We start from the raw sequence: 22,317 nt of genomic DNA, 5'->3' as shown, positions 1-22,317 counted from the left end.
TGAGCCCTCCTTAGAACACGGTGCAGAGCACTTCACCGCCAACATTGGCAGTGCGCGCGCTTGCATCCGACATCACGCCCTTCGAGGTCGAGACGATGGAAACGCCCAGGCCCTGACGGACCGACGGCACGTCCTTGGCAGCCATGTACACACGACGGCCGGGGGTCGAAACGCGCTTGAGTTCGCGGATGACCGGGGTGCCTTCGTAGTACTTGAGGCTGATTTCGAGCTCCGGATGACCTTTCGAGTCAGCGGTTTTCTCGTAGCCACGGATGTAGCCCTCGTCCTTGAGCACGTCGAGCACCCAGGCGCGCAGCTTCGAAGCCGGCGTACGGACGGTGGATTTGCCACGCATTTGAGCGTTGCGGATGCGGGTCAGCATATCGCCGAGAGGATCGTTCACAGACATGTCGCCCTCCTTACCAGCTCGACTTCACCATGCCGGGGATCTGGCCATAGGAGGCCAGGTCGCGCAGCATGATCCGCGAGAGTTTGAGCTTACGGTAGTAAGCATGGGGACGACCGGTGAGCTGGCAACGATTGTGCAGCCGGGTCGCCGACGAGTTGCGGGGCAGTTCCGCGAGTTTCAGAGACGCCTTGAAGCGGTCTTCCATCGGGCGGTCCTGATCCGCGATGATTTCCTTGAGCGCGGCCCGTTTCGCAGCGTACTTGTTCACAAGACGCTGGCGCTTAACTTCGCGCGCAACCATGGATTTCTTAGCCATTGATTGAGTTCCTCCGCGATCAGGCGTTGAAAGGCATGTTGAAAGCTTTCAACAGCGCCTTCGCTTCGGCATCCACGTCAGACGTGGTCACCATGATGATGTCCATGCCGAGAACCTCGTCGACCTTGTCGAAGTCGATTTCCGGGAACACGATGTGTTCCTTGAGGCCCATGGCGAAGTTGCCGCGGCCGTCGAAGGACGGTTTCACGCCGCGGAAGTCACGGACGCGCGGCATGGCGACGTTAATCAGACGGTCGAGGAATTCGTACATCCGGTCGCCGCGCAGGGTGACTTTGCAGCCCAGCGGCATTTCTTCACGGACGCGGAAGCCTGCGATCGACTTCTTCGCCTTGGTCATCACAGCCTTCTGACCGGCGATGAGCGAGAGCTCCTCGGCAGCCTGCTTGACCTTCTTGGTGTCCTTGACGGCTTCACCAACGCCCATGTTGAGAACGATCTTCTCAAGGCGCGGGATCTGCATGTCGTTCTTGTAGCCGAACTCTTCTTTCAGCGCCGCACGGATCTGGTCCTTGTAGAGCGCTTTCAGACGCGGAGTGTAGGTCGCTTGATCGAGCATCAGATCGCCTCCCCGGTGGTCTTGGCGAAACGCACCTTCTTGCCGTCTTCCTCACGGAAGCCGACGCGGGTGGCTTTGCCGTTGGCATCCATCAGAGCCAGGTTCGACAGGTCGATCGGCATCGCCTTCGGCTGACGGCCACCCTGGGTGGCCTGGGTCTGACGCTGGTGACGGATCGCGACGTTCACGCCATCCACGACAGCCTTGCCGGCTTTCGGGTCAACCGAGGTGATCTCACCTTGCTTGCCCTTGTCCTTGCCGGCGAGCACGACGACCTTGTCGCCTTTACGGAGTTTAGCAGCCATCACAGCACCTCCGGAGCAAGCGAGATGATCTTCATGAAGTTCTTGGCGCGCAGCTCGCGCACGACCGGCCCGAAGATACGGGTGCCGACCGGCTCGCCCGCGTTGTTCAGGATGACGGCGGCGTTGCGGTCGAAACGGATGGCGGTGCCATCTTCACGACGAACTTCCTTGGCGGTGCGCACGACGACGGCCTTGCGGACGTCACCTTTCTTCACGCGGCCGCGCGGGATCGCTTCCTTGACCGACACCACAATGATGTCGCCCACGGATGCGTAACGGCGGTGCGAGCCGCCGAGGACCTTGATGCACTGAACTCGGCGAGCGCCGGAGTTGTCAGCGACATCCAGATTGGTCTGCATCTGGATCATGGGGTTACTCCCGACCTTTGGGGACGCCTATGCAGTGAGGGCCCCAGGGTTTCGAATACTGGCGATATGGCCCCGGCTTACGCCGAAACCACGACCCGCCAGCGCTTGGTCTTCGAGATCGGCGCGCATTCTTCGATGCGAACAATGTCACCGGTCTTGAACTGGTTTTCCGCGTCATGGGCGCGGTATTTCTTCGATTTCCGGATCGTCTTCTTGAGAACCGGATGCGTGAAGCGGCGCTCGACCGAAACGGTGATGGTCTGGTCGTTCTTGTCCGACGTCACGGTGCCTTGCAGGATGCGTTTGGGCATAGGAAGCTCTCCTTACTTCGCGGCTTCAGCGGCTTTGGCGTTCAGCACGGTCTTGATCCGCGCAACGTCACGACGAACGGTGCGCATGCGCGCGGTGTTCTCGAGCTGGCCGGTGGCTTGCTGAAAGCGGAGGTTGAAGGCTTCTTTTTTCAGCGCGACGAGCTGATCACGCAGCTCATCAGGCGTCTTCGCCTTGAGTTCTTGGGCGTTCATCCCGGGTCCTTTCTTGGCATCAGAGGGCCCCTCGCGGGTGACCCTGTATCTGATGGGTTATGTCGGTCCTGAATTCAGGAACTCGGGGCCAATATCAGAGAGAATCGGATATGGCAAGGATTGTTTGGCCTTTGCCCTCCGATCGGGTAGGAGAAGGCAACTTCCCCCCTCTCGGAGCGCCCAGCCATGTCGCAAATCGAAAGCCTCTTCGCAACCCGCCTCTACCGCGCGAAACTCGCGGAACTCGGCCCCAAGGTCGACACCGACGAGCTGGAGGCCTCGTGCTACGCGATCGCCGAGGATGATGAGGCGGGCCAGGAATGGTGCGAGGAGAACGGTTATCCGGGCTATACGTCCTACGCCTCGCTCACCGACCTGCCCTGGCGCTTCCCGATCTTCGACGACATCGTGAAATCGCTAGACAAGCACGTCGCGGCCTTTGCCGAGGATCTGCAATTCGAGCTTGGCGGCGGCAAGCTGGTGCTGGAGGATCTGTGGATCAACATCCTGCCCGAGGGCGGCACGCATGGCTCGCATATCCACCCCCATTCGGTGATCTCTGGCACGACCTATGTCGCGATGCCCGACGGCGCCTCGGCACTGAAACTCGAAGATCCGCGGCTGGCGATGATGATGGCCGCACCGACGCGGGTGAAAACCGCACGGCGAGAATTGCAGCCCTTCATCTACGTCGCCCCCGAGCCCGGCGAGGTGCTTCTCTGGGAAAGCTGGCTGCGCCACGAAGTGCCGATGAACATGTCGGAATACGACCGGATCTCGGTGAGCTTCAATTACAAATGGGTGGAGTGAGGCGATCCGATTGGAGACCTCTTCAAACCAAAAGCCCCGCCGATCCGGCGGGGCTTTTCATTGGTCGGTCGCAGCCCTCAGCGCTTGCGGTGGGCCTGCATTTCATGTGCCTCGTCGAACTTGCGCGACAAGTGGTTCGACCATGCCATCGCGCCAAGGCCGAGCGCGAGCGCAATGAACGGCACGATATATCCGTAGATCGCCATGTCTCAGACCTCCTTCTTCAGGTTACCCAATATATAGTGCGAAATGCCGTGCAATGCGAGTCCGATGATCCCCCAGACCATGAGTTGCACCGGGTCATGGCGGTTTTGTTCGACCACCGGCTTGAGGATCGCAAACCCCACCAGCGCCAGCCCGATCGCGTTCACCGAGGTGGCCATGACCTTCTGGCGTTCGTTGTAGATCGCCAGATCGTCGCTCGTCCAATGATCCATTAAACCTCCCGTGCCTCGAAATCGCCGGTCCAGTATAGCAAAAGCCCCGCCGGATGGGCGGGGCTTTCGTTTCTCTCGCGGTCAGACCGGGATTACCAGTCCTGACGCTCGACGATGCGGCAGGCAACGGGGAGCTTCGCGGCGCCGAGGCGCAGGGCCTCACGCGCGACGACTTCGTTGACGCCGTCGATTTCGAACATCACGCGGCCGGGCTTGACCTTGGCGGCCCAACGGTCGACCGAACCCTTACCTTTACCCATACGGACTTCGGTGGGTTTCGCGGTGATCGGGGTATCCGGGAAGATCCGGATCCAGACACGGCCCTGACGCTTCATGTGGCGGGTGATCGCACGACGCGCGGCTTCGATCTGACGGGCGGTGACGCGCTCGGGCGCCACTGCCTTGAGGCCGAAGTGACCGAAGTTCAGGTCAAAGCCACCTTTGGCTTCGCCGTGGATCCGGCCTTTGTGCATCTTGCGGAACTTCGTCCGTTTCGGTTGCAGCATGACTATCTACTCCCTCAGCGATCGCGACGCGGGCCGCGCGGAGCCGGGCCCTCTTGGGCTTCGGCGTGCTTGCGGTCGCGAGCTTGCGGATCATGTTCCATGATCTCGCCTTTGAAGATCCACACCTTGATGCCGATGATCCCGTAGGGGGTCATGGCTTCGGAGAGTGCGTAATCGATGTCGGCACGCAGGGTGTGCAGCGGCACGCGGCCTTCGCGATACCACTCGGTGCGCGCGATCTCGGCACCGCCCAGACGGCCGGCGACGTTGACGCGGATACCAAGAGCACCCATGCGCATCGCGTTCTGCACGGCGCGCTTCATGGCGCGGCGGAACGAGACACGGCGCTCGAGCTGCTGAGCGATCGACTCGGCGACGAGCTGCGCGTCGAGTTCCGGCTTGCGGACTTCGACGATGTTCAGGTGCAGCTCGCTGTCGGTGAAGTTCGCCAGCTTCTTGCGCAGCGCTTCGATGTCAGCGCCTTTCTTGCCGATGATGACGCCCGGACGCGCAGCGTGAATGGTCACGCGGCACTTCTTGTGCGGACGCTCGATGATGACGCGGCTGACGCCGGCCTGCTTGGCTTCCTCGTGGATGAACTCGCGGATCTTGAGATCCTCGAGCAGGAGGTTGCCGTAGTCCTTGCTGTCGGCGTACCAGCGGCTGTCCCAGGTGCGGTTGACCTGGAGGCGCATGCCAATCGGATTGACCTTCTGACCCATTACGCTTGCTCCTCGATCTGGCGCACCTTGATGGTGAGTTCCGAAAACGGCTTCATGATCTTGCCGAAGCGGCCACGTGCCCGCGGACGGCCACGCTTCATCACCAGGTTCTTGCCAACCCAGGCTTCGGCCACGACGAGCTCATCCACGTCCAGGCCGTGGTTGTTCTCAGCGTTGGCGATCGCCGACTGGAGGCATTTCTTCACGTCGACAGCGATACGCTTCTTCGAGAAGGTGAGATCGGCCAGAGCCTTGTCGACCTTCTTGCCACGGATCATCGCAGCGACGAGGTTCAGTTTCTGCGGCGAGGTGCGAAGCATGCGGGTTTTCGCCATTGCTTCGTTGTCCGCCACGCGGCGCGGATTCTTTTCCTTACCCATGACGATTACTTCCTCTTGGCTTTCTTGTCGGCCGCATGCCCGTAATACGTACGGGTCGGCGAGTATTCACCGAATTTCTGACCGATCATTTCCTCGGTAACGTTCACCGGGATGTGCTTCTGGCCGTTGTAGACCCCGAAGGTGAGGCCCACGAATTGCGGCAGGATGGTGGAACGACGCGACCAGATCTTGATCACTTCGCCTTTGCCCGACTCGCGCGCCTTTTCCGCTTTCTTCAGCAGATAGGCGTCAACGAAAGGGCCTTTCCAAACAGAACGAGACATATCTTAGCGACCCTTCTTCTTCGCGTGACGCGAACGCAGGATGTACTGGTCCGTCTTCTTGTTCGAGCGGGTGCGCTTGCCCTTGGTGGGCTTGCCCCACGGCGTCACCGGGTGACGGCCACCCGAGGTGCGGCCTTCACCACCACCATGCGGGTGGTCGATCGGGTTCATCGCGACACCGCGAACGGTCGGACGCACGCCCATGTGGCGCTTGCGGCCGGCTTTACCGAGGTTCTGGTTCGAGTGGTCAGCGTTCGACACGGCACCGATGGTGGCCATGCATTCCTGACGCACGAGGCGCAGTTCGCCCGAGCTCAGACGCAGCTGTGCGTAGCCGCCGTCACGGCCGACGAACTGGGCGTAGGTGCCCGCGGCGCGTGCGATCTGGCCGCCCTTGCCGGGCTTCAGCTCGACGTTGTGGACGATGGTACCGATCGGCATGCCCGAGAAGGGCATCGCGTTGCCCGGCTTCACGTCCTGCTTGGCGCCCGCGATCACGGTGTCGCCGACAGCGAGACGCTGCGGAGCGAGGATGTAGGCGAGCTCGCCATCTTGATACTTGATCAGCGCGATGAAGGCGGTGCGGTTCGGATCGTATTCGATCCGCTCGACGGTCGCCGGAACATCGAACTTGCGACGCTTGAAGTCGACGATGCGGTAGAGACGCTTGGCGCCACCACCCTTGTGCCACATCGTGATCCGCCCGGTATTGTTCCGGCCACCCGTCTTGGTCAGACCCTCAGTGAGGGCTTTGACCGGACGGCCTTTCCAAAGCTCCGAACGGTCGATCAGAACCAGCCCACGCTGGCCCGGCGTCGTCGGTTTATACGACTTGAGTGCCATGCTTTCTGTCTTCCGTTAGCTTGCGGCGAGTTGCCTCGCCTGTCTGTGTGTATAGGGCCCCGAAGGTCCCCGAATTCAAAAATCACGGGCCCCGGAACGAATCCGAGGCCTCGAGACTGGCGCGATGTAGCAGGGATGCGGGGGTGAGTCTATAGGCTTGGGCCTGAATTCGCGCATGATGCGCCGCCGCAACTGGAATTCGCGGCATGAAGACGCCACAGTGGCTGCTAGGCAGACAACAACAACAGGAGCCCCCATGCGTCGAGCGATCTTCAGTCCGCTGGCCACCGCCCTCGCGACGGCCACCCTTCTCACCACCCCTGCCCTCGCCGATGCCTGGCGCGGCACCTATCTGGTCGCCGGGGTGAAGGGCGAGGACATGCTGAAAATGCGCGAGGGCCCCGGCACCGGCTACAAGGTGATCGTGGGGCTTCCCAACGGCACGGTGGTCCGTGTCCAGAGCTGCGAACGGATCGGCAATACCCGCTGGTGCAATATCCGGCTCGACCGCGCGCCGGGGCTCAAGGGCTACATCTCCGAGAGCTACCTTCGGGAGAAGTGAGGGCCCGGCCCTACCTGCGCCAACCATCAAACGAAAAGGCCCCCGCGAACGCGAGGGCCTTTCCAATTTCACGATCCGGAACGGATCAGAGGCCGGTCGACACGTCGATCGTGTTGCCTTCTTCCAGCGTCACGTAGGCTTTTTTCACGTCCGAACGCTTGCCCGGAATGCCCCGGAAGCGCTTGGTCTTGCCTTTGGTGATGGTGGTGTTGACCGCCTTCACCTTGACGCCGAAGAGCGTCTCCACGGCTTCCTTGATCTGCGGCTTCGAGGCGGTTTTCGCCACTTCGAAGACCACGGCGCCGTTCTCCGAGGCCATGGTGGCTTTCTCGGTGATGATCGGCTTGACGATCACGTCGTAATGTTCGGGTTTCGCGCTCATTTCAGACGAGCCTCCAGAGCTTCGACACCCGCCTTCGTGAGCACGAGCGTGTCACGCTTGAGGATGTCATAGACATTGGCGCCCATCGAGGGCAGCACGTCGATGCCTTCGATGTTGCGCGCGGCTTTGGCGAAGTTCTCGTTCACCTCGGCACCGTCGATCACCAGGACCTTCTTCCAGCCCAGCTCCTTCGCGGCTTTCGCAAGCAGCTTGGTCTTGGCTTCGGCCATCACGGCATCGTCCAGCACCACCAGCTTGCCGCTGGCCGCTTTCGACGACAGCGCGTGCTTCAGACCCAGAGCCCGGAACTTCTTGGGCAGGTCATGAGCGTGGCTGCGCGGGGTCGGGCCCTTGTAGACACCACCCTTGCGGAAGATCGGAGCCTTGCGGGAGCCGTGGCGTGCGCCACCGGTGCCCTTCTGGCGGTAGATCTTCTTGGTCGAGTAGCTGACTTCCGACTTGGTCAAGACCGAGTGGGTGCCAGCTTGCGCTTTCGCACGCTGCCAGCGCACGACGCGGTGCAGGATGTCCGCACGCGGCTCGAGCCCGAAGATCTCGTCGGAGAGGTCGATCGAACCGGCCTTGCCGGCGTCGAGTTTGATCACGTCGAGTTTCATCACTTGTCTCCTTCGGGCGCGTCACCCGCGTCGTCAGCCTTGTCGGCCTCGATCGAGGCTTCGGCTTCCTTCAGCGCGGCGGCTTCCTGAGCAGCTTGCTCTTCGGCGAGACGCTTGGCTTCGGCCTCGGCCTCGGCAGCAGCGGCGGCGGCAGCTTCTTCAGCGGCTTTCGCAGCGGCTTCGGCAGCCGATTTCAGCGCGGCCGGGTAGATCACGTTCTCCGAGAGCGGCTTCTTCACGGCGTCTTTCACCGTGACCCAGCCACCCTTGGCGCCCGGGACCGAACCCTTGACCATGATCAGGCCACGATCGGCGTCGGTCTTGACCACTTGCAGGTTCTGGGTCGTGACGCGGACGGCACCGAGGTGACCGGCCATCTTCTTGCCCTTGAACACGCGGCCCGGATCCTGACACTGACCGGTCGAACCGTGCGAGCGGTGCGAGATCGACACGCCGTGCGAGGCGCGCAGACCACCGAAGTTGTGACGCTTCATCGCACCCGCGAAACCCTTACCGATCGAGGTGCCCGCGATATCCACGAACTGACCTTCGAAGTAATGGTTGGCGGTGATCTCCTCGCCCACGTCGATGAGGTTTTCCTCGGCGACGCGGAATTCGGCGACCTTGCGCTTGGGCGCCACGTTCGCTTTCGCGAAGTGACCGCGCATCGCAGCCGTGGTGCGCTTGGCCTTGGCTTCGCCGGCGCCGAGCTGAACGGCCGTGTAGCCGTCCTTGTCGGCGGTGCGCTGAGCCACCACCTGAAGTTTGTCGAGTTGGAGAACGGTCACAGGAACCTGCTTGCCGTCCTCGAGGAAGAGCCGGGTCATGCCCAGCTTCTTGGCGATAACACCAGTCCGCAGCATGTTGCTCTCCTTAAACCTTGATCTCGACGTCAACGCCCGCAGCGAGGTCGAGCTTCATCAGCGCGTCCACGGTCTGGGGGGTCGGGTCGACGATGTCGAGAAGACGCTTGTGCGTACGGATTTCCCACTGGTCGCGCGACTTCTTGTCGATGTGCGGACCACGCAGAACCGTGAATTTCTCGATCTTGTTCGGAAGCGGGATGGGCCCGCGAACCTGGGCACCGGTGCGTTTCGCGGTGTTGACGATTTCCTGGGTGCTGGCGTCCAGCACGCGGTAATCGAACGCCTTGAGCCGGATGCGGATATTTTGGCCGGTCATATGTCATGCCTCTCGCATGGCGTGAAGGTTGAGAGGCAGACGGCACCGAATGTGGCGCCTGCGTCGAACCTGTAATCTTGGCAGATCAGGCGCGTCCTCTATGGGGGTTCCCTGAGTCTGTCAAGAGCGAATGGCGCGCCTTTCGGCGCACCATCCAAATTCTTGTCCATTGTCGTTTTTCAGAGCCGGAAAATCGGCCCCGAGAGCGTCAGATCACTCGAGGATTTTCGAGACGACGCCGGCGCCGACGGTGCGGCCGCCTTCACGGATGGCGAAGCGCAGGCCGTCTTCCATCGCGATCGGGGCGATCAGCTCGACGGTGAACTTCAGGTTGTCGCCCGGCATAACCATCTCGGTGCCTTCCGGCAGCGTCACGGTCCCGGTCACGTCCGTCGTGCGGAAGTAGAACTGCGGACGGTAGTTCGCGAAGAACGGCGTGTGACGGCCACCTTCCTCTTTCGTGAGGATGTAGGCTTCCGCTTCGAACTTCGTGTGCGGCGTCACCGAACCCGGCTTGCACAGAACCTGACCACGCTCAACGCCATCACGGTCGATGCCGCGCAGCAGCGCGCCGATGTTGTCGCCAGCTTCACCACGGTCGAGCAGCTTGCGGAACATCTCGACGCCCGTGCAGGTCGTCTTCTTGGTGTCGCGGATACCCACGATTTCCAGTTCGTCGCCGACGTTGATCACGCCACGCTCGACGCGGCCGGTCACAACCGTACCACGGCCCGAGATCGAGAACACGTCTTCGATCGGCATCAGGAACGGCTGGTCAACCGCACGCTCCGGCGTCGGGATGTAGGCGTCGACCGCTTCCATCAGCGCACGGATCGAGTTCTCGCCGATCTCCGGGTCGCGGCCTTCGAGAGCGGCCAGGGCCGAGCCCTTCACGATCGGAATATCGTCGCCGGGGTAGTCGTAGGACGACAGCAGTTCGCGGATTTCCATCTCGACGAGCTCGAGAAGCTCCTCGTCGTCGACCTGATCAACCTTGTTCATGTAAACGACCATCGCCGGGATGCCCACCTGACGGCCGAGCAGGATGTGCTCGCGCGTCTGCGGCATCGGGCCGTCGGCCGCGTTCACCACCAGGATCGCGCCGTCCATCTGCGCCGCACCCGTGATCATGTTCTTCACGTAGTCGGCGTGGCCGGGGCAGTCGACGTGCGCGTAGTGACGGTTCTCCGTCTCGTACTCAACGTGCGCCGTCGAGATCGTGATCCCGCGCGCTTTCTCTTCCGGTGCGCCGTCGATCTGGTCATACGCCTTGAAGTCACCAAAGTACTTGGTGATCGCAGCCGTCAGAGTGGTCTTGCCGTGGTCAACGTGGCCAATCGTGCCGATGTTGACGTGCGGCTTGTTACGTTCAAACTTTTCCTTTGCCATGATGGCCTCCTGTCATTTCGTGACGTTGGAGAGGCGCCGGGTCGCCCCGGCGCGCATCCCTTACGCGTATTTCTTCTGGATCTCGTCCGAGATGTTCTGCGGCACGGCTTCGTAGTGATCGAAGATCATGGTGAAGACCGCACGGCCCGAGGACATCGAACGCAGGTTGTTGATGTAGCCGAACATGTTCGCGAGCGGCACGAAGGCGTTCACGACCACCGCGTTGCCGCGGGTGTCCTGGCCCTGCACCTGGCCGCGACGCGAGGTCAGGTCGCCGATGATGCCGCCGGTATATTCTTCCGGGGTCACCACTTCGACCTTCATCATCGGCTCGAGCAGCTTCGCGCCGGCCTTGCGCAGACCTTCACGCATCGCCGCACGGGTCGCGATTTCGAACGCCAGAACCGAGGAGTCGACGTCGTGGAATGCACCGTCAATCAGCGCGACCTTGAAGTCGATAACCGGGAAGCCGGCGAGCGGACCGGAGTCCATGACCGACTTGATGCCCTTTTCGACACCCGGGATGTATTCCTTCGGAACCGCACCACCGACGATGCGCGACTCGAAGGAGTAGCCTTCGCCCGGCTCGGTCGGGGTGATCTCGAGTTTCACGCGCGCGAACTGGCCGGTACCACCGGTCTGTTTCTTGTGCGTGTAGTCGATTTCGGCCGGCTGCGAGATGGTCTCGCGGTAGGCCACCTGCGGCGCACCGATGTTCGCCTCGACCTTGAACTCGCGCTTCATGCGGTCGACGAGGATGTCGAGGTGAAGTTCGCCCATGCCCTTCATGATGGTCTGGCCCGACTCGAGGTCGGTCTCGACGCGGAAGGACGGGTCTTCGGCAGCCAGGCGCTGAAGGGCGAGGCCCATCTTTTCCTGGTCGGCTTTCGACTTCGGCTCAACGGCGATCTCGATGACCGGATCGGGGAAGGTCATGGTTTCGAGCACGACCGGCGCGTTGACGGCGCAGAGCGTGTCGCCCGTGGTGGTTTCCTTCAGACCGGCCAGCGCGATGATGTCGCCGGCGTAAGCCGATTCGATCTCTTCGCGGTTGTTCGAGTGCATCATCATCATACGGCCGAGGCGCTCTTTCTTGCCCTTGGTCGAGTTGAGGATCGAGTCACCCTTGTTGATCACGCCCGAGTAGATACGGGTGAAGGTCAGCGAGCCGACGAAGGGGTCGTTCATGATCTTGAACGCGAGGCCCGAGAAGGGCTCTTCGTCCGAAGCATGACGCGCGATGTTGCGCTCTTCGCTCTCGTCGTCCGGCGAGAAGCCCATGTAGGGCGGCACGTCGAGCGGCGAGGGCAGGAAGTCGACCACGGCGTTGAGCAGCGGCTGGACGCCCTTGTTCTTGAAGGCCGAGCCGCCGAGAACCGGCACGAAGGACATCGACAGGCAGCCCTTGCGGATCAGCTTGCGCAGCGTCGGGACATCCGGCTCTTCCCCTTCGAGGTAGGCCATCATCGCGTCGTCGTCCATTTCGACGGCGTGCTCGATCATGTGCGCACGCCATTCGTCGGCGGTCGCCTTCAGATCGTCACGGATCGGCTGACGCACCCAGGCAGCGCCCAGGTCTTCGCCTTTCCAGACCCACTCTTCCATGGTGATCAGGTCGACGATCCCCTCGAGCTGGTCCTCGGCGCCGATCGGGAAGTTGACCGGAACCGGGATCGCACCGGTGCGATCCTTGACCATCTTCACGCAGTTGAAGAAGTCAGCGCCGATCTTGTCCATCTTGTTGACGAAGACGAGACGCGGAACCTTGTAACGGTCGGCCTGACGCCACACCGTTTCGGTCTGCGGCTCCACACCGGCGTTACCGTCGAGCAGCGCAACAGCACCGTCGAGAACCGCCAGCGAACGCTCGACTTCGATGGTGAAGTCAACGTGGCCGGGGGTGTCGATGATGTTGTAGCGGAACTTGGTGTCGTCGGTGCCTTCAGCCGTCGGATCTTCCTGCCACTGCCAGAAGGTCGTGGTCGCAGCCGAGGTGATGGTGATCCCGCGTTCCTGCTCCTGCTCCATCCAGTCCATGGTCGCGGCGCCGTCGTGGACTTCGCCGATCTTGTGGGACTTGCCGGTGTAGTAGAGGATCCGCTCCGTCGTGGTGGTCTTGCCCGCATCGATGTGGGCCATGATCCCGAAGTTGCGGTAACGCTCGAGGGGATAATCGCGTGCCATAATGGCGTCCTTCCGTTATTACCAGCGGTAGTGGCTGAACGCTTTGTTCGCGTCGGCCATCTTGTGGGTGTCTTCGCGCTTCTTGACCGCGGAACCACGCGAGTTCACCGCATCCAGAAGCTCGCCGGCGAGGCGCTCTTCCATGGTGTTCTCGTTGCGGGACTTGGCGGCCGCGATCAGCCAACGGATGGCCAGCGCTTCGCGACGGGTCGGGCGAACCTCGACCGGAACCTGGTAGGTGGCACCACCGACGCGGCGCGAACGCACTTCGACCGAAGGCTTCACGTTGTCGAGGGCTTCGTGGAACACCTCGATGGGCTCACGCTTGAGCTTGCCCTCAACGCGGTTGAGCGCGTTGTAGACGATTTTCTCGGCGGCGGACTTCTTGCCGTCGATCATCAGGTTGTTCATGAATTTGGTCAGCACGCGATCGCCATACTTGGCGTCGGGCAGAACTTCGCGCTTCTCAGCGGCGTGACGACGAGACATCTGGAGATCTCCTTACTTCGGACGCTTCGCGCCGTATTTCGAACGGCGTTGACGACGGTCTTTGACACCTTGGGTATCCAGCACACCGCGCAGGATGTGGTAACGGACACCCGGAAGGTCTTTCACACGACCGCCGCGGATGAGAACAACCGAGTGCTCTTGCAGGTTGTGCTTCTCGCCCGGGATGTAGGAGATGACCTCGAAGCCATTCGTCAGGCGCACCTTGGCGACCTTACGCATAGCGGAGTTCGGTTTCTTCGGCGTCGTGGTGTAGACGCGCGTGCAAACGCCACGCTTCTGCGGGCATTCTTGGAGGTGCTGCGACTTAGAGCGCTTCACCTTGGGCTGCCGCGGTTTGCGGATCAGCTGTTGGATCGTCGGCATTCGGTTCCCCGTTCTGCTGTCAATACTCGCCCCGTTTCCGGAGGCGCCACTTCTCGACACGTTCCCGCGCGGATTCGCGAAAACGCCAAATCGCATTCCTCCCCGGCCCGAGGACCGCGGTGAATGCGTTGAATTCCAGAGGATCGGGGCGAAAACCCGGATCTTGACCACTAGAAATCGGCTACCCTCAGGACATACTGCGCCCGTCAGGTAGCGCGGCGTATAGGGGGAGTCGGTTAGGTTGTCAACTCTTGCGCCGGAGCCCTGCGCGGATCGCGGGCACCCAGCCCGCAAAGAGCAGCCCCCAGAGAAGCCACGCCACCGAAAGCGACACGAGCCCCGCGAAATAGGTGTCCGACAGGAAGTGCCGGCCCGTCCCGATCCGCTGAAGCACGATGAAGAGCGCCACAAAAACCCCGATGGCGCGGAGGTAGACCACCCCCCAGTGCGGCAAGGACTTGCGCCACAACTCCGCGCCAAGCCAGATCAGGATCGCCAGCGCCACCGCCGCTGAGACCTCGCCTGACACGAAAGAGCAGTTTTTCGCGCATTGATCAGTGAAGGTGCCCGCGAGGGTAAAATGATGCTCGCCGCCGAAGAGGTCGACATTGGCAGGCCGTGCCCGTCCCGAATTGGCCTTGAGGATGCCGTTCACGATCAGGATCGGCCCGAGGGAATACAGGAGCGCCACAAAGCCCCAGATCCGAGCGGGGATTGCGAACACCTTGCGATGACGCAGCCCTGCGAGCGGCCAGGCAATGAGCGAGATCAGGAAAAGGACGATCGAGACATCCCAGATTCGCTGGCGGAACCATTCCCAGAGCGGGTTGGTGATGACCGTGAAGCCCTCGCCCGCGCGGTAGAACAGGCCTGCGACTCCGGTGTCGAGCCCCGGGATCGCGCGAAACAGCACGAACCCCAGAACCCAGGCCGCGAGCAATGCCCAGCCGGTACGGATCATGTCAATCTTCGGCTCGGACACAGCGCGCCTCCACTCGATAGGCTTGATAGCCTTTGCCAGCCCAGGTGCCGCTTGCATCCAGGACCCCGACAGGCGCGACCGGACCCGCACCGCAATCGGGCGCATGGTCGGAAACCACCAGAAGCTCGCCCGTGTAATGCTCCGGCAGCGGCCACATCTGTTCGTAATAGCTCTCGGCACGTCCGCGCGGCGCGGGGGCGTAGACCACAATTCCGGCATCGCGACCGGTATAGTAGAGGTCAGCGAGGATTGCCCGGTTGTCCGCGTAGACCGGCACGCCCGTCTGCTTGGCCAACGCGAGGATCGAGCGGCTCAAATCTCCCTGCCCCAGCCAGCGCTTGAGAAGCGGCGCGCCATCGCGCTCGGGCCATGGCGCCAGCACCGTCAGAACCGGGATCGCCAGCGCGATCACGACATTCACCGCCAGCGCGATCCAGCGCCACGCGCCGCGCAGCACCATCGCCGCCAGAACCGTCCCTGCGAAATAGGCCGCCACGGCCCAGTTCGCATAGGCCCGATCCAAGAGCGCCTCGAGCGTCACGGCGACCAGCGGTGGCAGCGAAAGCATCGCGAGCCCACGCTTGGCCGGGTCGCGCCAGCTGGCATAACCGATCAACAGCGCTGCCATCGTCACCGGACCGAAGACCGCGAACTGGCTACCGAAGAACTCCGCCATCGAGCTGAAATTCAGCGCCGCTCCGGTGCGCACCCAGCCCACATTGTCCATCGTATGCGAGACCGTAGTGAGCCCGTTGTTGAGGTTCCAGATCACGTTCGGCGCGATCACCGCCCCGAAAGCCAGCGCCGCGATCACCACATTTCGCCAGCCGACCCGCCATGCGGACGAAACCAGCGCGGCGAGGGCGAGGCCCGGGATCAGGTAGATCGCGGCATATTTGGCCGTGAAGGCCAGACCGGCGCAGATCCCCGCCGCCAGAGCATCGACAGCACCCCGCCCCTGCCCTGCGCGATGGAGAAACAACAGCGCCAGCGCGTAGAAGGGCGCCATCACCGTATCGGTCGAGATCAGCACCGAGCCGAGCGCGACGAAAGGCAGCGTCACGTAGAGCGCCGCCGTCCAGACCGCCACGGACCGACCCGCGATCCGTGCCGCGAGCGCACCGAGCGCCAGCGCCGTGATCCCGTGCAGCACCGCGCCGGGCATACGCACCCAGAACGGCGCATCCGACCCTGCAAGATCGGTGACCGCGCGGATCAACCAACCGATCAGAGGCGGCTTGGAGTAATAGCCGAAATCGAGATGCTGGCCCCAAAGCCAGTATTGCGCCTCGTCGACGAAAAGATCGGTGCGGTTGAACGCCAACAGCCCCAGCCGCAAGACCGTGACGGCCGCGACGACGATCAGGGCCGGGCCGAACCAGCCGCCCCGATCCGCGCCGAGATCAGGCTTCGCGGCGACGCTTGGCATAGATCAGCCAGAGATTGCGCGAATAGATGAACACGCCCAGCGACTGGCCGAGAATGAAGACCGGGTCCTTGCGATAGACCGCGTAGCTGAACAGCATCAGCCCACCCGCGAGCGAGAAATACCAAAACGCCAGCGGCACGACGGAATCTCGCTGCCGCTCGGAGGCGATCCATTGCACGATGAAGCGCCCGGTGAACATCAGCTGCGCGAGCAGACCGAAGATGACCCACCAAAGCTCGGTAATGCTGTCCACATGCAGCATGTTCATCAGCCATTGCATCGGCTCACTCCTCGCGTGCGATCTCGCTGGCGCGCGCCTTCTTGCGCCGCTTCAGGAGCCAGGCGACGCCCATCAGGTCGACGATGCCGACCAGACCGCGTTGCAGGTTGTTGTAATTCGACCGTCCGCCCCCGCGCGAGCGGTGCGTCACGTCGACATGGGCAACCTGCCAGCCATCGCGCGAAAACAGCGCGGGCAGGTAGCGGTGCATGTGATCGAAATAGGGAAGCGCGAGGAAAGCCTCGCGCCGGAAAGCCTTGAGCCCGCACCCTGTGTCGCGCGTGCCGTCCTTCAGGATCGCGGAGCGGATCTTGTTGGCGAATTTCGAGGCGAGTTTCTTCGAAAGCGTATCCTGCCGCCCGACCCGCTGTCCGGCGACAAGCCCCACCGCGTCGGACCCCGCCGCGCGCAGCGGCGCCATCAGCGCAGGCAGTTCCGAGGGCGGGTTCTGCCCGTCACCATCGAGCGTGCAGATGATCTGCCCTTTTGCCGCCAATACGCCAGAATGCACGCCCGCACTCTGGCCTGCGGAGTTCGGGTGATGCAGCAGACGCAGGTTGGGATGGCTCTTCATCCGCTCGCGCACGATTGCCCCCATCCCGTCATCCGAGCCGTCATCGACCACGATCACCTCGTAGTCGCAGACCGGCGCGCAAGCGGCGTCGATCTCGTCGAGCAGCGACGCGATATTGGGCGCCTCGTTCTTGGCGGGGATGACAATGGAAATTTCAGGCATGAAAGGCCGAACTCTTGGCTGGGCGCGAAGGCGGGTTCCTCTTAGCCGCGCCGCCCCGGCTTGTAAACGAGTCTTGCGGCACGGACCGATCCGCGCCGCAGGCGATCAGCCGAATTTCGCGAAGAGCATCGCGTAGCTCGGCTTGAGTTTCGTACGTGCGACCATCGCGCGGGCGACATCTCCCGAGATCGCGGCGTCGTAGAAAAACGCGACCGAAACCGCGAATCCATCGACGAGCTTCTGATACCCTTCGGCAGTTTCGGCCTCCGGGGCAGGATGTTTCACGATCTGAGCGGCGAGATAGCTCAGAAGAGAGGCATCGGCGATCAACTCGCGCCCGCCTTCCTCGCCCAGATTGACGTAATCCGTGGTCAACACGCGCTCCATCTGGGCGTGATAGGCGTTCATCCGGTCTGAAAAGCCGACGATACCGTTGCGCACATGCAGGTCGCCGATTGCCTCACGTACGCCTTCGAGCGTCTCATGCGCTTCGGGAAGCTGGTTCGCCTCGACCTCTTCACTGGCCTTCGCCGCAAGCTCGGTCACCGTCTCGAACGTCGCACCAAGCACCGGATCGTCGGCATATTGCGGCGGCGGGTCGGCCGACCAATTTTGCGTGATCTTCGCCCATTCCGTGGAGAAACGCTCCAGCGCGGCTGCGGTCTCGGGGCCCTTACCCTGGTTCGACAGGAACAAGGCCGAACGATAGGTGCCGTAGGCTGCGCGCAACTGCGCCTCGCTGTCCTGAAACGGACCGGCCCAGAGCGTTCCCGCACCGAGCGCCGTCATACCGAGTGCCAGAATCGTCGCCTTCAACATCGCAATCGTCCCTCTTGCCGTCATCGCGTCGCGGGCAAGGTGCGCGGCTTTGCCCGCCAAGACAAGCAAAACCCCCGCGCGGACGGACCGCGCGGGGGTGATTTTCACTCGATCAAACCTCGGTTTGAGGATCAATCGCGGCTTTCGGGCGTCTCGACCGGGCCGAAATCAGCATCGTTCTCGGCCATGTCCATCGGTGCGGCGAGCGCTGCGGCGGCTTCCGCCTCCGCCTGACGCTGCACGATGACCTTGTGGTCGCGCTCCGCCGCGATCTTGCGAACGCGGGTGGTCGCGCCACCGGTGCCCGCCGGGATCAGGCGGCCGACGATGACGTTCTCCTTGAGGCCCACGAGCTTGTCGCGCTTGCCCTGCACCGAGGCTTCGGTGAGAACGCGGGTCGTCTCCTGGAAGGAGGCCGCCGAGATGAACGAACGGGTCTGCAGAGAGGCCTTGGTGATGCCGAGCAGAACGGGTTCGCCGTTCGCCGGACGACCACCGCGGGCCGCGACCTTCTCGTTCTCCTCGTCGAACTCGACCTTGTCGACATGTTCGCCCTTCAGCAACGTCGTATCGCCCGAGTCGAGGATCTCGATCTTTTGCAGCATCTGGCGAACGATCACCTCGATGTGCTTGTCGTTGATCTTCACGCCCTGCAGTCGATACACGTCCTGTACCTCATTGATGAGGTAGTCGGCCAGAGCCTCGATCCCCATGATGCGAAGGATGTCGTGCGGCGCCGGGTTGCCGTCCATGATGTAGTCACCCTTCTGCACGAAGTCGCCTTCCTGCACCGGGATGTGCTTGCCTTTCGGCACCATGTATTCGACCGGCTCCAGACCTTCGTCGCGCGGTTCGATCGCGATGCGACGCTTGTTCTTGTAGTCCTTGCCGAAGCGCACATAGCCATCGATTTCGGCGATGATCGCGTGATCCTTCGGACGGCGTGCCTCGAAGAGTTCGGCCACACGCGGCAGACCACCGGTGATGTCCTTCGTCTTCGCGCCTTCGCGCGGAATACGTGCAACCACGTCGCCCGCTTTCACGTCCTGACCGTCTTCGACCGAGAGGATCGCGTCCACCGACATCGGATAGGTCACCGGGTTGCCCGCATCGTTGCGGACCGGCTCGCCATCCTCACCCAGCACCAGGATCTCCGGCTTGAGGTCGTTGCCCTTGGGCGCCGCGCGCCAGTCGGACACGATCTTCTGCGTCATGCCGGTCGCGTCATCGGTATCCTCGCGGACCGAGATGCCCGAGATGAGGTCGACGAAGCGGACCTTACCGGGTTTCTCGGCGATGATCGGCAGGGTGTAGGGGTCCCATTCGATCAGCTTGTCGCCACGCTTCACATCCGCGCCGTCGGTCACGAAGACCTTGGTGCCGTAGCCGATCTTGTGGCTCGCAAGCTCTTCGCCATGCTCGTTGATGATGGCGATCTGCATGTTGCGGCCCATCACGATCTGCTCGCCCGCCTCATTGGTGATGAGGTTGGGGTTGCGGAACTCGATCTTGCCCTCCTGGCTGGCCTCGAGGAACGACTGCGAGCCGCCCTGCGCAACACCGCCCAAGTGGAAGGTCCGCATCGTGAGCTGCGTGCCCGGTTCGCCGATCGACTGCGCCGCGATGATACCCACCGCTTCGCCGATATTGACCAGCGTACCGCGTGCGAGGTCGCGACCGTAGCAGAGCGCGCAAACGCCCTCTTCGGCCTCGCAGGTCAGCGCCGAGCGGATACGGACGGATTGCACGCCCGCCTGCTCGATCGCGTCGGCCTTGCGCTCGTCGATCAGCTCGCCCTTGCGCACGATCACCTCGTCGGTGCCCGGCACCGGCACGTCATCAGCCGCGACGCGGCCGAGGATACGCTCGGAGATCGGGGCCACGACTTCACCGTCATTGACCGCAGCCGAAGCCGTGATCGCGTTCTCGGTGCCGCAATCATGCGTACGCACGATGCAGTCCTGCGCCACGTCGACGAGACGACGGGTCAGGTAACCCGAGTTCGCCGTCTTCAGAGCGGTATCCGACAGACCCTTACGGGCGCCGTGGGTCGAGTTGAAGTATTCAAGAACGGTCAGACCTTCCTTGAAGTTCGAGATGATCGGCGTTTCGATGATCTCGCCGTTCGGCTTGGCCATGAGGCCGCGCATCCCGCCGAGCTGTTTCATCTGCGTCACCGAGCCACGAGCGCCCGAGTGGGCCATCATGTAGACCGAGTTCGGTTCCTGTTCGGCCCCGGCCTCGTCGTATTTCGGCGCCGAGATGGTGTTCATCATCGCCTCGGTGACCTTGTCGTTACACTTCGACCAGGCATCGACGACCTTGTTGTACTTCTCACCCTGGGTGATCAGACCGTCCATGTATTGCTGTTCGAAGTCCTTCACGAGGTCGCGGACGCCTTCGACGATGTCCCACTTGTTGTCCGGGATCACCATGTCGTCCTTGCCGAAGGAGATGCCGGCCTTGAACGCTTCGCGGAAGCCCATGCCCATGATCTGGTCACAGAAGATGACCGACTCCTTCTGACCGCAATAGCGGTAGACGGTGTCGATGACGTTCTGCACGTCTTTCTTCCGCAGCAGGCGGTTGACCAGCTCGAAGGGCGCCTTCGCGTTGAGCGGCAGCAGCGAGCCCAGACGGACGCGGCCCGGGGTGGTCTCAAAGCGCTCGAACACCTCGTTGCCGGTTTCGTCGATCTGCTTGACGCGGCAGGTGATCTTGGCGTGCAGATGCACCTCGCCCGCATTGAGCGCATGCTCCACTTCCTCGACCGAGGCGAAGTGCATGCCTTCGCCCTTCATGCCCTGACGCTCCATGGTCACGTAGTAGAGACCAAGGATCATATCCTGCGAAGGAACGATGATCGGCGCGCCGTTGGCGGGCGAGAGGACGTTGTTCGTCGACATCATCAGCACGCGCGCTTCCAGCTGGGCTTCCAGCGAGAGCGGCACGTGGACGGCCATCTGGTCACCGTCGAAGTCGGCGTTGAACGCCGAGCAGACGAGCGGGTGCAGCTGGATCGCCTTGCCTTCGATCAGCATCGGCTCGAACGCCTGAATGCCCAGACGGTGCAGCGTCGGCGCGCGGTTCAGCAGAACCGGGTGCTCGCGGATGACCTCGTCGAGGATATCCCAGACTTCCGGACGCTCTTTTTCGACCAGCTTCTTCGCCTGCTTCACGGTGCTCGACAGGCCCTTGGCCTCGAGGCGCGAGTAGATGAAGGGCTTGAACAGTTCGAGTGCCATCTTCTTGGGCAGACCGCACTGGTGCAGCTTGAGTTCCGGGCCCGTCACGATGACCGAACGACCCGAGAAGTCCACGCGCTTACCCAGAAGGTTCTGACGGAAGCGACCCTGCTTACCCTTGAGCATGTCCGACAGCGACTTCAGCGGGCGCTTGTTGGTGCCCGTGATGACGCGGCCGCGACGGCCGTTGTCGAACAGCGCATCGACCGATTCCTGAAGCATCCGCTTTTCGTTACGCACGATGATGTCGGGCGCACGCAGTTCGATCAGACGCTTGAGACGGTTGTTCCGGTTGATCACGCGACGATAGAGGTCGTTGAGATCCGAGGTCGCGAAACGGCCACCATCGAGCGGGACGAGCGGACGCAGTTCCGGCGGGATCACCGGAAGCACGGTCAGCACCATCCACTCGGGGCGGTTGCCCGACTCGAGGAAGGATTCCACGATTTTCAGACGCTTGATGATCTTCTTCGGCTTCAGCTCGCCCGTGGCTTCCTTGAGCTCCTCGCGGAGCTGCTCGGCGGTCGCCTCGAGGTCGATCGCGGCCAGCATCTCACGGATCGCTTCCGCACCGATATTCGCCGTGAATGCGTCAGCGCCATAGGCGTCCTGCGCGTCGAGATACTCTTCTTCCGAGAGCAGCTGGCCGTAGCTCAGGTCGGTCAGACCCGGCTCGATCACCACGTAGTTCTCGAAATAGAGGATGCGCTCGAGATCGCGCAGCGTCATGTCCAGCATCAGGCCGATGCGCGAGGGCAGCGACTTGAGGAACCAGATATGCGCGACGGGCGAGGCCAGTTCGATATGGCCCATACGCTCGCGGCGGACTTTCTGGAGGGTGACTTCGACGCCGCACTTCTCGCAGACAACGCCGCGATACTTCATGCGCTTGTACTTGCCGCACAGGCATTCGTAATCCTTGATCGGGCCAAAGATACGCGCGCAGAACAGGCCGTCACGCTCGGGCTTGAACGTGCGGTAGTTGATGGTTTCCGGCTTCTTGATCTCGCCGTAGGACCAGCTCAGGATCCGCTCCGGCGAGGCCAGCGAGATCTTGATCTCGTCAAACGCCTTCGGCTGCGCGAGCGGGTTGAACGGGTTTTGGGTCAGTTCCTGGTTCATCTGTAAATCCTTGAATGAGGGCGGAAGGGATCAG

At 62.4% G+C, this 22,317-nt stretch carries 30 protein-coding genes; 2 read left to right on the top strand and 28 right to left on the bottom strand.

Features of this window, described 5'->3' with window-relative positions:
- Positions 1-10: 10 nt before the first annotated feature.
- From rpsH to rpmC, 7 genes are all read right to left on the bottom strand, one after another.
- Positions 11-409 carry a 30S ribosomal protein S8 gene (gene rpsH / locus BMI90_RS11135; protein ID WP_093470092.1) on the bottom strand — a complete coding sequence of 133 codons (399 nt, stop codon included), beginning with the start codon at positions 407-409 and terminating at the stop codon, positions 11-13.
- Positions 410-419: 10 nt separating this feature from the next.
- The gene (gene rpsN / locus BMI90_RS11130) at positions 420-725 is read right to left on the bottom strand and encodes a 30S ribosomal protein S14 (protein ID WP_078529358.1); all 306 of its coding nucleotides are present in this window, start codon (positions 723-725) and stop codon (positions 420-422) included.
- Positions 726-744: 19 nt separating this feature from the next.
- The gene (gene rplE / locus BMI90_RS11125; RefSeq protein WP_078529356.1) at positions 745-1,302 is read right to left on the bottom strand and encodes a 50S ribosomal protein L5; all 558 of its coding nucleotides are present in this window, start codon (positions 1,300-1,302) and stop codon (positions 745-747) included.
- Positions 1,302-1,607, bottom strand: a complete 306-nt coding sequence (rplX, locus tag BMI90_RS11120) for a 50S ribosomal protein L24 (protein ID WP_078529354.1) — start codon at positions 1,605-1,607, stop codon at positions 1,302-1,304. Before rplX ends, rplE begins: the two co-directional genes overlap by 1 nt.
- Positions 1,607-1,975: a 50S ribosomal protein L14 gene (gene rplN / locus BMI90_RS11115; protein ID WP_038073566.1), complete on the bottom strand. Its 369-nt coding sequence runs from the start codon at positions 1,973-1,975 to the stop codon at positions 1,607-1,609. The genes rplX and rplN overlap by 1 nt, the downstream gene beginning before the upstream one ends.
- 77 nt (positions 1,976-2,052) lie before the next feature.
- Entirely contained in the window at positions 2,053-2,286 is a 234-nt protein-coding gene (gene rpsQ / locus BMI90_RS11110) for a 30S ribosomal protein S17 (RefSeq protein ID WP_078529352.1), read from the bottom strand.
- Positions 2,287-2,298: 12 nt separating this feature from the next.
- Positions 2,299-2,499 (bottom strand): 50S ribosomal protein L29, encoded by a 201-nt coding sequence (rpmC, locus tag BMI90_RS11105; RefSeq protein WP_038073562.1) that lies wholly within the window; start codon positions 2,497-2,499, stop codon positions 2,299-2,301.
- Positions 2,500-2,685: 186 nt separating this feature from the next.
- Here rpmC and BMI90_RS11100 point away from each other — a divergent pair, with 186 nt between their 5' ends.
- A complete protein-coding gene (locus BMI90_RS11100) occupies positions 2,686-3,309 on the top strand; it encodes a 2OG-Fe(II) oxygenase family protein (protein WP_078529350.1) in 624 nt (207 codons plus the stop codon).
- 77 nt (positions 3,310-3,386) lie between these two features.
- Here the strand turns inward: BMI90_RS11100 and BMI90_RS19070 are convergent, their stop codons facing one another.
- The 7 genes from BMI90_RS19070 to rplB form a co-directional block, all read right to left on the bottom strand.
- Positions 3,387-3,515: a hypothetical protein gene (locus BMI90_RS19070; RefSeq protein WP_273069461.1), complete on the bottom strand. Its 129-nt coding sequence runs from the start codon at positions 3,513-3,515 to the stop codon at positions 3,387-3,389.
- Between the two features lie 3 nt (positions 3,516-3,518).
- Positions 3,519-3,746, bottom strand: a complete 228-nt coding sequence (locus tag BMI90_RS11095) for a hypothetical protein (protein ID WP_078529348.1) — start codon at positions 3,744-3,746, stop codon at positions 3,519-3,521.
- Between the two features lie 92 nt (positions 3,747-3,838).
- Complete coding sequence (gene rplP, locus BMI90_RS11090; RefSeq protein WP_078529346.1) at positions 3,839-4,252, bottom strand: 50S ribosomal protein L16; 414 nt, start codon at positions 4,250-4,252, stop codon at positions 3,839-3,841.
- Positions 4,253-4,266: 14 nt separating this feature from the next.
- Complete coding sequence (gene rpsC, locus BMI90_RS11085; protein WP_078529344.1) at positions 4,267-4,974, bottom strand: 30S ribosomal protein S3; 708 nt, start codon at positions 4,972-4,974, stop codon at positions 4,267-4,269.
- The gene (gene rplV, locus BMI90_RS11080) at positions 4,974-5,354 is read right to left on the bottom strand and encodes a 50S ribosomal protein L22 (RefSeq protein WP_078529342.1); all 381 of its coding nucleotides are present in this window, start codon (positions 5,352-5,354) and stop codon (positions 4,974-4,976) included. The genes rpsC and rplV overlap by 1 nt, the downstream gene beginning before the upstream one ends.
- A 5-nt stretch (positions 5,355-5,359) precedes the next feature.
- Positions 5,360-5,638, bottom strand: coding sequence for a 30S ribosomal protein S19 (gene rpsS, locus BMI90_RS11075; protein ID WP_078529341.1), 279 nt, complete (start codon positions 5,636-5,638; stop codon positions 5,360-5,362).
- Positions 5,639-5,641: 3 nt separating this feature from the next.
- Positions 5,642-6,481, bottom strand: a complete 840-nt coding sequence (gene rplB, locus BMI90_RS11070; RefSeq protein WP_038073548.1) for a 50S ribosomal protein L2 — start codon at positions 6,479-6,481, stop codon at positions 5,642-5,644.
- Positions 6,482-6,737: 256 nt separating this feature from the next.
- Here rplB and BMI90_RS11065 point away from each other — a divergent pair, with 256 nt between their 5' ends.
- Positions 6,738-7,043, top strand: a complete 306-nt coding sequence (locus tag BMI90_RS11065; RefSeq protein WP_078529339.1) for an SH3 domain-containing protein — start codon at positions 6,738-6,740, stop codon at positions 7,041-7,043.
- Positions 7,044-7,128: 85 nt separating this feature from the next.
- Here the strand turns inward: BMI90_RS11065 and BMI90_RS11060 are convergent, their stop codons facing one another.
- The 14 genes from BMI90_RS11060 to rpoC form a co-directional block, all read right to left on the bottom strand.
- Positions 7,129-7,425, bottom strand: a complete 297-nt coding sequence (locus tag BMI90_RS11060) for a 50S ribosomal protein L23 (RefSeq protein ID WP_038073544.1) — start codon at positions 7,423-7,425, stop codon at positions 7,129-7,131.
- Positions 7,422-8,042 (bottom strand): 50S ribosomal protein L4, encoded by a 621-nt coding sequence (rplD, locus tag BMI90_RS11055; RefSeq protein WP_078529337.1) that lies wholly within the window; start codon positions 8,040-8,042, stop codon positions 7,422-7,424. The genes BMI90_RS11060 and rplD overlap by 4 nt, the downstream gene beginning before the upstream one ends.
- Complete coding sequence (gene rplC / locus BMI90_RS11050; RefSeq protein WP_078529335.1) at positions 8,042-8,905, bottom strand: 50S ribosomal protein L3; 864 nt, start codon at positions 8,903-8,905, stop codon at positions 8,042-8,044. The genes rplD and rplC overlap by 1 nt, the downstream gene beginning before the upstream one ends.
- A 10-nt stretch (positions 8,906-8,915) precedes the next feature.
- Entirely contained in the window at positions 8,916-9,224 is a 309-nt protein-coding gene (gene rpsJ / locus BMI90_RS11045; RefSeq protein WP_036639457.1) for a 30S ribosomal protein S10, read from the bottom strand.
- A gap of 213 nt (positions 9,225-9,437) precedes the next feature.
- Positions 9,438-10,613 carry an elongation factor Tu gene (tuf, locus tag BMI90_RS11040; protein WP_078529333.1) on the bottom strand — a complete coding sequence of 392 codons (1,176 nt, stop codon included), beginning with the start codon at positions 10,611-10,613 and terminating at the stop codon, positions 9,438-9,440.
- 60 nt (positions 10,614-10,673) lie between these two features.
- Positions 10,674-12,797, bottom strand: a complete 2,124-nt coding sequence (gene fusA / locus BMI90_RS11035; RefSeq protein WP_078529331.1) for an elongation factor G — start codon at positions 12,795-12,797, stop codon at positions 10,674-10,676.
- An 18-nt stretch (positions 12,798-12,815) separates the two neighbouring features.
- Positions 12,816-13,286: a 30S ribosomal protein S7 gene (rpsG, locus tag BMI90_RS11030; RefSeq protein WP_075773836.1), complete on the bottom strand. Its 471-nt coding sequence runs from the start codon at positions 13,284-13,286 to the stop codon at positions 12,816-12,818.
- Positions 13,287-13,298: 12 nt separating this feature from the next.
- Entirely contained in the window at positions 13,299-13,670 is a 372-nt protein-coding gene (gene rpsL, locus BMI90_RS11025; RefSeq protein ID WP_038074720.1) for a 30S ribosomal protein S12, read from the bottom strand.
- A 244-nt stretch (positions 13,671-13,914) separates the two neighbouring features.
- A complete protein-coding gene (locus BMI90_RS11020) occupies positions 13,915-14,631 on the bottom strand; it encodes a phosphatase PAP2 family protein (protein WP_168172758.1) in 717 nt (238 codons plus the stop codon).
- A gap of 1 nt (position 14,632) precedes the next feature.
- A complete protein-coding gene (locus tag BMI90_RS11015; protein WP_078529327.1) occupies positions 14,633-16,081 on the bottom strand; it encodes a glycosyltransferase family 39 protein in 1,449 nt (482 codons plus the stop codon).
- Positions 16,056-16,361 (bottom strand): lipid-A-disaccharide synthase N-terminal domain-containing protein, encoded by a 306-nt coding sequence (locus BMI90_RS11010; RefSeq protein ID WP_093470096.1) that lies wholly within the window; start codon positions 16,359-16,361, stop codon positions 16,056-16,058. The genes BMI90_RS11015 and BMI90_RS11010 overlap by 26 nt, the downstream gene beginning before the upstream one ends.
- 4 nt (positions 16,362-16,365) lie before the next feature.
- A complete protein-coding gene (locus BMI90_RS11005) occupies positions 16,366-17,097 on the bottom strand; it encodes a glycosyltransferase family 2 protein (protein WP_078529325.1) in 732 nt (243 codons plus the stop codon).
- Between the two features lie 105 nt (positions 17,098-17,202).
- A complete protein-coding gene (locus BMI90_RS11000; RefSeq protein WP_078574700.1) occupies positions 17,203-17,916 on the bottom strand; it encodes a hypothetical protein in 714 nt (237 codons plus the stop codon).
- A gap of 131 nt (positions 17,917-18,047) precedes the next feature.
- Positions 18,048-22,283, bottom strand: coding sequence for a DNA-directed RNA polymerase subunit beta' (gene rpoC, locus BMI90_RS10995; RefSeq protein ID WP_078529321.1), 4,236 nt, complete (start codon positions 22,281-22,283; stop codon positions 18,048-18,050).
- Positions 22,284-22,317: the final 34 nt, after the last annotated feature.

Source organism: Thioclava sp. L04-15 (genome assembly GCF_002020275.1).
Classification (GTDB): domain Bacteria; phylum Pseudomonadota; class Alphaproteobacteria; order Rhodobacterales; family Rhodobacteraceae; genus Thioclava; species Thioclava marina.
This window is presented reverse-complemented; position numbering and strand designations above follow the sequence as displayed.

Excerpts from the sequence above, each read along its gene's own strand:
- rpsH (WP_093470092.1), bottom strand. The coding sequence starts at position 409 with ATGTCTGTGAACGATCCTCTCGGCGATATGCTGACCCGCATCCGCAAC.
- rpsN (WP_078529358.1), bottom strand. The coding sequence starts at position 725 with ATGGCTAAGAAATCCATGGTTGCGCGCGAAGTTAAGCGCCAGCGTCTT.
- rplE (WP_078529356.1), bottom strand. The coding sequence starts at position 1,302 with ATGCTCGATCAAGCGACCTACACTCCGCGTCTGAAAGCGCTCTACAAG.
- rplX (WP_078529354.1), bottom strand. The coding sequence starts at position 1,607 with ATGGCTGCTAAACTCCGTAAAGGCGACAAGGTCGTCGTGCTCGCCGGC.
- rplN (WP_038073566.1), bottom strand. The coding sequence starts at position 1,975 with ATGATCCAGATGCAGACCAATCTGGATGTCGCTGACAACTCCGGCGCT.
- rpsQ (WP_078529352.1), bottom strand. The coding sequence starts at position 2,286 with ATGCCCAAACGCATCCTGCAAGGCACCGTGACGTCGGACAAGAACGAC.
- rpmC (WP_038073562.1), bottom strand. The coding sequence starts at position 2,499 with ATGAACGCCCAAGAACTCAAGGCGAAGACGCCTGATGAGCTGCGTGAT.
- BMI90_RS11100 (WP_078529350.1), top strand. The coding sequence starts at position 2,686 with ATGTCGCAAATCGAAAGCCTCTTCGCAACCCGCCTCTACCGCGCGAAA.
- BMI90_RS19070 (WP_273069461.1), bottom strand. The coding sequence starts at position 3,515 with ATGGCGATCTACGGATATATCGTGCCGTTCATTGCGCTCGCGCTCGGC.
- BMI90_RS11095 (WP_078529348.1), bottom strand. The coding sequence starts at position 3,746 with ATGGATCATTGGACGAGCGACGATCTGGCGATCTACAACGAACGCCAG.
- rplP (WP_078529346.1), bottom strand. The coding sequence starts at position 4,252 with ATGCTGCAACCGAAACGGACGAAGTTCCGCAAGATGCACAAAGGCCGG.
- rpsC (WP_078529344.1), bottom strand. The coding sequence starts at position 4,974 with ATGGGTCAGAAGGTCAATCCGATTGGCATGCGCCTCCAGGTCAACCGC.
- rplV (WP_078529342.1), bottom strand. The coding sequence starts at position 5,354 with ATGGGTAAGGAAAAGAATCCGCGCCGCGTGGCGGACAACGAAGCAATG.
- rpsS (WP_078529341.1), bottom strand. The coding sequence starts at position 5,638 with ATGTCTCGTTCTGTTTGGAAAGGCCCTTTCGTTGACGCCTATCTGCTG.
- rplB (WP_038073548.1), bottom strand. The coding sequence starts at position 6,481 with ATGGCACTCAAGTCGTATAAACCGACGACGCCGGGCCAGCGTGGGCTG.
- BMI90_RS11065 (WP_078529339.1), top strand. The coding sequence starts at position 6,738 with ATGCGTCGAGCGATCTTCAGTCCGCTGGCCACCGCCCTCGCGACGGCC.
- BMI90_RS11060 (WP_038073544.1), bottom strand. The coding sequence starts at position 7,425 with ATGAGCGCGAAACCCGAACATTACGACGTGATCGTCAAGCCGATCATC.
- rplD (WP_078529337.1), bottom strand. The coding sequence starts at position 8,042 with ATGAAACTCGACGTGATCAAACTCGACGCCGGCAAGGCCGGTTCGATC.
- rplC (WP_078529335.1), bottom strand. The coding sequence starts at position 8,905 with ATGCTGCGGACTGGTGTTATCGCCAAGAAGCTGGGCATGACCCGGCTC.
- rpsJ (WP_036639457.1), bottom strand. The coding sequence starts at position 9,224 with ATGACCGGCCAAAATATCCGCATCCGGCTCAAGGCGTTCGATTACCGC.
- tuf (WP_078529333.1), bottom strand. The coding sequence starts at position 10,613 with ATGGCAAAGGAAAAGTTTGAACGTAACAAGCCGCACGTCAACATCGGC.
- fusA (WP_078529331.1), bottom strand. The coding sequence starts at position 12,797 with ATGGCACGCGATTATCCCCTCGAGCGTTACCGCAACTTCGGGATCATG.
- rpsG (WP_075773836.1), bottom strand. The coding sequence starts at position 13,286 with ATGTCTCGTCGTCACGCCGCTGAGAAGCGCGAAGTTCTGCCCGACGCC.
- rpsL (WP_038074720.1), bottom strand. The coding sequence starts at position 13,670 with ATGCCGACGATCCAACAGCTGATCCGCAAACCGCGGCAGCCCAAGGTG.
- BMI90_RS11020 (WP_168172758.1), bottom strand. The coding sequence starts at position 14,631 with ATGATCCGTACCGGCTGGGCATTGCTCGCGGCCTGGGTTCTGGGGTTC.
- BMI90_RS11015 (WP_078529327.1), bottom strand. The coding sequence starts at position 16,081 with ATGCCAAGCGTCGCCGCGAAGCCTGATCTCGGCGCGGATCGGGGCGGC.
- BMI90_RS11010 (WP_093470096.1), bottom strand. The coding sequence starts at position 16,361 with ATGCAATGGCTGATGAACATGCTGCATGTGGACAGCATTACCGAGCTT.
- BMI90_RS11005 (WP_078529325.1), bottom strand. The coding sequence starts at position 17,097 with ATGCCTGAAATTTCCATTGTCATCCCCGCCAAGAACGAGGCGCCCAAT.
- BMI90_RS11000 (WP_078574700.1), bottom strand. The coding sequence starts at position 17,916 with ATGTTGAAGGCGACGATTCTGGCACTCGGTATGACGGCGCTCGGTGCG.
- rpoC (WP_078529321.1), bottom strand. The coding sequence starts at position 22,283 with ATGAACCAGGAACTGACCCAAAACCCGTTCAACCCGCTCGCGCAGCCG.